This is a genomic window from Pseudomonas sp. URIL14HWK12:I6 (assembly GCF_000514195.1).
GTDB lineage: Bacteria > Pseudomonadota > Gammaproteobacteria > Pseudomonadales > Pseudomonadaceae > Aquipseudomonas > Aquipseudomonas putida_A.
Map to the genome: position 1 here is coordinate 20,806 of NZ_KI911360.1, position 6,685 is coordinate 27,490.

The following is a 6,685-nucleotide window of genomic DNA, read 5'->3' on the forward strand; positions in this document are numbered from 1 at the left end:
GCGAGCAAGCCCGCTCCCACAGGGGATTAGTGGTGTTTCAGATATCGAGGACTTCCATCTCGCGCAGCACTTCTCCCACTGCCGCCACGGCCTGGCGCATTTCGTCCGGGTTGACGTGGCCGATGCAGCCGACGCGGAAGGTTTCGACCTGGGTCAGTTTGCCGGGGTAGAGGATGTAACCCTTGGCCTTGACCCGTTCGTAGAAGTCCTTGAACTGGTAGCGCGGATCTTGCGGGGCATGGAAGGTGGCGATGATCGGGGCCTGGATCGCTGCCGGCAGGAAGCTGCGCAGGCCGAGCTTGCCCATCTCTTCCATCAGCGCCTGACAGTTGGCGGCGTAGCGCGCATGGCGAGCGGGCAGGCCACCTTCTTCGTTGTATTGCAGCAGCGCTTCATGCAGCGCCGCGACCACGTGGGTCGGCGGGGTGAAACGCCACTGACCGGTCTTCTGCATATACGTGTGCTGGTCATACAGGTCCATCGCCAGCGAATGCGAGTTGCCGGCCGCTGCTGCCAGTGATTCCTTGCGCGCGAAGACAAAACCCATTCCCGGCACGCCTTCCAGGCACTTGCCCGAGGCGGCGATCAGCGCATCGAACGGGACTTTTTGCGCATCCACCGGCAACGCGCCAAACGAGCTCATGGCGTCGATGATCAGGCGCTTGCCGTGCTGCGCAACAACGTCGGCAATCTCTGGCAGCGGGTTGAGGATGCCGGTGCTGGTTTCGCAGTGGATCAACGCGACGTGCGTGATGTCGCCATCGGCGCGCAGCAGGCGGTCGACGTCAGCGGCGGTGGTCGGTTCGTCTTCGGCGGTTTCGAAGGTGCTGTACGAGCGGCCGAGCACTTCGCAGATCTTCGCCAGACGTTTGCCGTAGGCACCATTGATCAGCACCAGCACCTTGCCGTCACGCGGCACCAGCGTGCCGATGGCCGCTTCGACAGCGAAGGTGCCGCTGCCTTGCAAAGGCACGCAGTGGTGAGTGGCGGCGCCATTGAGGATCGCCAGCAATTGCTCGCAGAGGCCGGCGGTCAGTTGATTGAAGCGGTCATCCCATGACCCCCAGTCGATCATCATTGCCTGGCGGGTGCGGGCCGACGTGGTCAACGGGCCGGGAGTGAGCAGGATGGGTGCGGCAGTACTCATTCGTGTGTCCTCGCGATAGCGCTGTGGGATGAAGCTACGGGGCATACGTTGCAATTCGGCGGTCTATCAATCAAATTGTTTGTTGTTATGCCAGCCATCAGTGAGGGTTATCCATGAATCTGTTCCAGCTGCGCGCCTTCGACGCTGTGGCCCGGGAAGGCAGCTTCACCCGCGCCGCCGCGCGCCTGTTCATCAGTCAGCCGGCGGTCACCGGACACATCAAGGCGCTGGAGGAGCACTACCAGATCACCTTGTTGCGTCGCACCGCACGCCGGGTGGAACTGACCGAGGAGGGCACCAAACTGGCGGCGATCACCCGCGCGATGTTCGGTCTGGCTGAAGAAGCGCAGACCCTGCTCGAAGCCAACCGCCAATTGCTCACCGGGCGTCTGGAAGTGGCGGCGGACGGCCCGCACATGGTCATGCCGATGCTCGCCAGCCTGCGCGCACGCTATCCCGGAATCACGGTGAACCTGCGTCTGGGCAATGCGCAGGAAACCCTCGCCGCGCTGTTGTCCGAGCATGCGGACGTGGCGGTGCTGACCGAGGTCGAACCGCGCAAGGGCCTCCATCTGCAAGCGTTGAGCGAATCGCGGATCTGTGCGCTGGTGCCGGCGGCGCATGCGTGGGCGCAGCGTGCCGGCGAAGTGAAGCTCAAGGAGCTGGATCAGGTGATCATGGTGTTGCGCGAGCCGAGTTCGATCACCCGGCGCACCTTTGATCAGGCGTGTGCGCAGGCGGCGGTCATTCCGCGAGTGTTGCTGGAACTGGACAGCCGTGAGGCGGTGACCGAAGCAGTGGCGGCGGAGCTGGGGGTGGGTGTGGTGTCTTCGGTGGAGGTCAGCCATGACCCGCGGGTGGTGGCGATTCCGATTGTCGGCGACGGGCTGGTCAATCGGCACATGATTGGCTGCATGGAGCGGCGGCGGGAGTTACGCCTGATTCAGGCGTTCTTCGGTCTGGCGCCAGGCTGATACACCGTGGTGCGTCCTTCGCGAGCAGGCTCGCTCCCACATTGGAATGCATTTCAACTGTGGGAGCGAGCCTGCTCGCGAAGGGACCAGACCGGTTTACCCAAGACTCTCGCGCACCATCTCGAGAAATGTCGCCACCACCCGCCGCGAACTCTGCTCGCGCAAGCACACCAGTGTCTCGGTCAAGCGCCGGGTGCAATCGGTGATCGGCAACGCACACACCCGCGAATCCGCGCCAAACTCCGCCGCCGACACCACCCCCACACCGATCCCCACCACCACCGCCTCGCGCGCGGCTTCCCGGCCCTCGACCTGAATCGCCGGACGAATGCGAAAACCGGCGCGGGCCATTTCTTCTTCCAGAGTCTGGCGGGTTACCGAGCCGTGCTCGCGCAGCACCAGCGGCGTGTCGTCCAGATCGGCCAGACAGATCGACTCGCGCTCGGCCCACGGGTGATGGCGCGAAACGAACGCCACCATCGGGTCGTTACGCAGCGGCACGCACAGCAGACGTTCATCGCTGACGTCACGCCCGAGCAGCGCCAGATCGGCCTGATAGTTGAACAGGCGAAACAGCGATTCATCGGTGTTACCGGTCTCGATCTTCACGCTGATCCCCGGATACCGCTCGCAGAACCGCGCGATTTGCGGCAGCACGTGTATCGGTGCGTCCACTGCGAGAATCAGGCTGCCAGTCTGCAACGCCTGGGATTCCTGCAGCAGTTCCTGGGCTTCAGCCTCGATCACAAACAGCCGCTGAGTGATCGCCAGCAGCCGCTCACCGAGATCGGTCAGGCGCACCGAACGCTTGTTGCGATGGAACAGCAACACACCAAAACGCTCTTCGAGTTTGCGCACCTGGTCGGAAATCGCCGGTTGCGTGAGAAAAAGCCGTTCGGCGGCTTTGGTGAAGCTTCCATGGACGGCCACGGCGTGGAAGGCTTTGAGCTGGGCGTGGGACACCGACATGCAGCCTCCAGTAACAAGCTGAGCTTATGTGTGAAATACGATAAATCGATTTTATTTATTAAACAGTAATTGCTTTGATCCGCTCACGCCAGCGCTGACTGTCCGCTCGGACAGCAGCGTCGGCGATGAGCCTGTGCGTGCAACAACAGGACTCATCTGACCGCTATCGCCATCAGGGATGGGGCGCTGGCGCAGTGCTCAACAATAAAAAACACAGGCGTTTACTTAACGATTCTGCCGGCACACTCACTCCCTGAGGTCAGAACCACAATGAACAAGCACATCGGCACCATTGCGCGTTGGCGCATGCAGATTTTCGCTGTCACCTGGCTCGCGTACGCCGCTTTCTACTTCACCCGCAAAGCGTTTTCGGTGGCCAAACTGGGCATCGCCGAAGACCCGACCTTCATGCTCGACAAGATGGCCATGGCCAACCTCGATGCGATCTATCTGGCGGCCTACGCCATCGGCCAATTCACCTGGGGCATGCTTGCCGACCGTTTCGGCCCGAGGGTCGTGGTGCTTGGCGGGCTGCTGATTTCTGCTGGCGCGGCATTGGTGATGGGCAGTTTCGCGACCTTGCCGATCTTCGCCACGTGCATGCTGATCCAGGGGCTGGCGCAGTCCACCGGCTGGTCGGGATTGTGTAAAAACCTTGGGAGTTTCTTCCCGGCGCAGCAGCGTGGGCGGGTGCTCGGATTGTGGAGCTCCTGCTATGCGTTTGGCGGTCTGGTGGCCTCGCCGTTCGCCGGCTGGTGGGCGTATACGCTGATGGGCACCTGGCACGCGGCGTTCATTTCCAGCGCGGCAGTGGTCGCGGTGGTGGCGCTGTTGTTCTTCATTTTTCAGCGCAACAAACCGGAAGATGTCGGCCTGCCGGCGGTAGAGCCAGAGCCGGAACTCAGTGCCGCGGAAACCGAAGCCAACAGCAAGCTCAGCGTCTGGGAGCCGTTGAAGGAAATCCTGCGCAACCGCACGGTGCTGGTGCTGGGCCTCGCGTATTTCATGTTGAAACCGGCGCGTTACGCGATTCTGTTGTGGGGCCCGGTGATCGTCTTTGAGCAGATGCCAAGTGTCGGCAAGGTCGGCGCGGCGATCATTCCCACCTCATTCGAACTGGCCGGTCTGCTCGGGCCGATCATGATCGGTCTGGCCTCGGACAAACTGTTCGGCGCCCGGCGCATGCCGGCCTGCGTCCTCAGTCTGCTGGCACTGACCGTAACGTTGGCGCTGTTCATGGGCGCGTTGCACACCGGCAGCGTGATGCTGGTGGTGGCGTTGCTGTTTGTCATGGGCCTGACCCTGTACGGGCCGGATTCGATGATCAGCGGCGCGGCCGCCATTGACTTTGGCAAGGCCAAGGCCGGCGCCACGGCGGCCGGCTTCGTCAACGGTTGCGGCTCGGTCGGCGCGGTGCTCGGCGGATTGCTGCCGGGTTACTTCGATTCGGTGACGGTGTTCATCGTCTTCGCAGGCTGCGCTTTGTTCTCGGCGCTGGTGCTGATTCCGCACTGGAACAGCCGCCCGGTCGGGGTGATGGAACCGCGCGCGGCCATTCCCAATTGCCCACTGACCATCAAACCCCTGCGTAACTGAAAACCCTTGCCCTGCGGCCTGCTGCGGCGCTCGCGGCAGGCTGTGTCGTGGCCATCTGACTGGAGAATCCTATGCGACCGTTTTGGCTCGAACAGGCCTTGCAGGCCGATCCATCCGCGACGTGCTCGTCGCTGCAAGGCGAAGTGCGCACCGACGTGTGCATCGTCGGCGGCGGCTACACCGGGTTGTGGACGGCGATCATGCTCAAGCAGCAGAACCCGGAACTCGATGTGCTGCTGATCGAAGCCGACATCTGCGGCGCCGGTGCCAGTGGGCGCAACGGTGGGTGTGCGTTGTCGTGGTCGGCCAAGTATTTCACCCTCGAGCGCCTGTTCGGTGTCGAGGAGGCAGTGCGTCTGGTCAAGGAATCCGAGCGCAGCATCCACGCCATTGGCGAGTTCTGCGAACAGTACGGCGTCGATGCCGATTACCGCCTCGACGGCACGCTGTACACCGCCACCAACAAGGCGCAGGTCGGTTCGACCGACGCCGTGATCGCGGCGCTGGAGCGTAACGGCATCAACTCCTTTACCCAACGCCCGGTGGCCGATGTGCAGCGCATGGCCGGTTCCAGCAAGCATCTGGAAGGCTGGTTCTCGCCAGCGGCGGCCAGTGTGCAGCCGGGCAAACTGGTGCGCGGGCTGCGTCGGGTGGCGTTACAACTGGGCGTGAAGATCCACGAGAACACCGCGATGACAGGCCTGGAGGAGGGCCGTCCGGCGCGAATTCACACCGCTGGCGGTAGCGTGATTGCAGACCGCGTGGTGCTGGCGATGAACGCGTGGATGGCCCGGGCGTTCCCGCAGTTCGAACGCAGCGTGGCGATTGTCTCCAGCGACATGCTGATCACCGAGCCGCGCCCGGATCTGCTGCAGGACATCGGTTTGACCAGCGGTGTCACGGTGCTCGATTCGCGGATTTTCGTGCACTACTACCACAACACGCCGGACGGCCGGATCATGCTTGGTAAGGGGGGGAATACTTTCGCGTTTGGCGGGCGGATGCTGCCGGTGTTCGATCAGCCTTCGCCATATGCTGGGTTGCTCAAACGCAGTCTCGGCAACTTCTTCCCGGCGTTTGCCGATGTAAAGATCGACGCGACGTGGAACGGGCCGTCGGATCGCTCGGTCACCGGGTTGCCGTTTTTCGGGCAGATGAGTGCCAGTGGCAATGTGTTTTATGGCTTTGGTTATTCCGGCAGTGGCGTCGGGCCGTGTCACATGGGCGGGCAGATTCTTGCCTCGTTGGTGCAGGGGCTTGATAACCCTTGGACACGTTCGCCGTTGGTGAACGGGCCGCTGGGGTATTTTCCGCCGGAGCCGATTCGGTATCTGGGGTCGTTGATGGTGCGTAATGCGATTCGGCGCAAGGAGCGGGCAGAGGATCATGGGCGGCGGCCGCGGCATCTGGATGTGCGGTTGGCGAAGTTTGCGGCGGCGGCGGGGAAGGCTGACAAGGGGTGATTGGGGGCTGGCGAGCGCTGCGTTCTTTTGGGTTACCGAGTACATATCCGTTTCTGCGGTAACGGCTTCTTATGGTTTCGCTCTTACAGCGACTCACTTTTCCAGACGCCGAAAAGTAAGCAAAAGGCTTGGCCCCGGCGTACGGCCCTCGCCTAGGCTCGGGTTCCTTCGTTACGGGATTCATCCGGGGGGCATCGCCTCCGGTTTGCTTCGCTGCACCTCCTCTCGATGTGTTCGACTTCGTCGAACGGTCGCTGCGCTCCCACCCCCGGATAAACCCCTTCACTCAGCCTGCCGATGGGGCCGGCACGGCAAGATCAAGAGCTTTCGGCGAGCTGACACTCGGCCATTTGAGTGGTGAAAAGCATGCGCTTGGCTTTAGCTCCCTGTGGGAGCTGGCCTGCCAGCGAAGGCGGCCTACGAGCCGACCAGCCTCCAACTGCCCGCACCCAATCCAACTGTGAGAGCTGGCTTGCCAGCGATAGCAATCACCCAGCCGACCCACCTCCAACAGCCCACACCCAATCCAACTGTGG

Annotated in this window: 5 protein-coding genes; 3 read left to right on the forward strand and 2 right to left on the reverse strand. The window is 62.6% G+C overall.

The features are described from left to right. Positions 1-37: 37 nt before the first annotated feature. The gene (locus tag H043_RS0128150) at positions 38-1,147 is read right to left on the reverse strand and encodes a 2-aminoethylphosphonate--pyruvate transaminase (protein ID WP_027614595.1); all 1,110 of its coding nucleotides are present in this window, start codon (positions 1,145-1,147) and stop codon (positions 38-40) included. A 113-nt stretch (positions 1,148-1,260) separates the two neighbouring features. On the opposite strand from H043_RS0128150, the gene H043_RS0128155 reads away from it, so the two are divergent. Next, positions 1,261-2,121 (forward strand): LysR substrate-binding domain-containing protein, encoded by an 861-nt coding sequence (locus H043_RS0128155; protein WP_027614596.1) that lies wholly within the window; start codon positions 1,261-1,263, stop codon positions 2,119-2,121. A 96-nt stretch (positions 2,122-2,217) separates the two neighbouring features. On the opposite strand, the gene H043_RS0128160 is transcribed toward H043_RS0128155, so the two are convergent. Beyond that, a complete protein-coding gene (locus tag H043_RS0128160) occupies positions 2,218-3,090 on the reverse strand; it encodes a LysR family transcriptional regulator (protein WP_027614597.1) in 873 nt (290 codons plus the stop codon). 270 nt (positions 3,091-3,360) lie between these two features. Between H043_RS0128160 and H043_RS0128165 the strand changes: the two genes are divergently transcribed. Together H043_RS0128165 and H043_RS0128170 are read left to right on the forward strand one after the other, a co-directional pair. Next, a complete protein-coding gene (locus H043_RS0128165) occupies positions 3,361-4,686 on the forward strand; it encodes an MFS transporter (RefSeq protein ID WP_027614598.1) in 1,326 nt (441 codons plus the stop codon). A 71-nt stretch (positions 4,687-4,757) separates the two neighbouring features. Beyond that, complete coding sequence (locus H043_RS0128170) at positions 4,758-6,149, forward strand: FAD-dependent oxidoreductase (RefSeq protein WP_027614599.1); 1,392 nt, start codon at positions 4,758-4,760, stop codon at positions 6,147-6,149. Positions 6,150-6,685: the final 536 nt, after the last annotated feature.

Excerpts from the sequence above, each read along its gene's own strand:
- H043_RS0128155 (WP_027614596.1), top strand. The coding sequence starts at position 1,261 with ATGAATCTGTTCCAGCTGCGCGCCTTCGACGCTGTGGCCCGGGAAGGC.
- H043_RS0128150 (WP_027614595.1), bottom strand. The coding sequence starts at position 1,147 with ATGAGTACTGCCGCACCCATCCTGCTCACTCCCGGCCCGTTGACCACG.
- H043_RS0128165 (WP_027614598.1), top strand. The coding sequence starts at position 3,361 with ATGAACAAGCACATCGGCACCATTGCGCGTTGGCGCATGCAGATTTTC.
- H043_RS0128160 (WP_027614597.1), bottom strand. The coding sequence starts at position 3,090 with ATGTCGGTGTCCCACGCCCAGCTCAAAGCCTTCCACGCCGTGGCCGTC.
- H043_RS0128170 (WP_027614599.1), top strand. The coding sequence starts at position 4,758 with ATGCGACCGTTTTGGCTCGAACAGGCCTTGCAGGCCGATCCATCCGCG.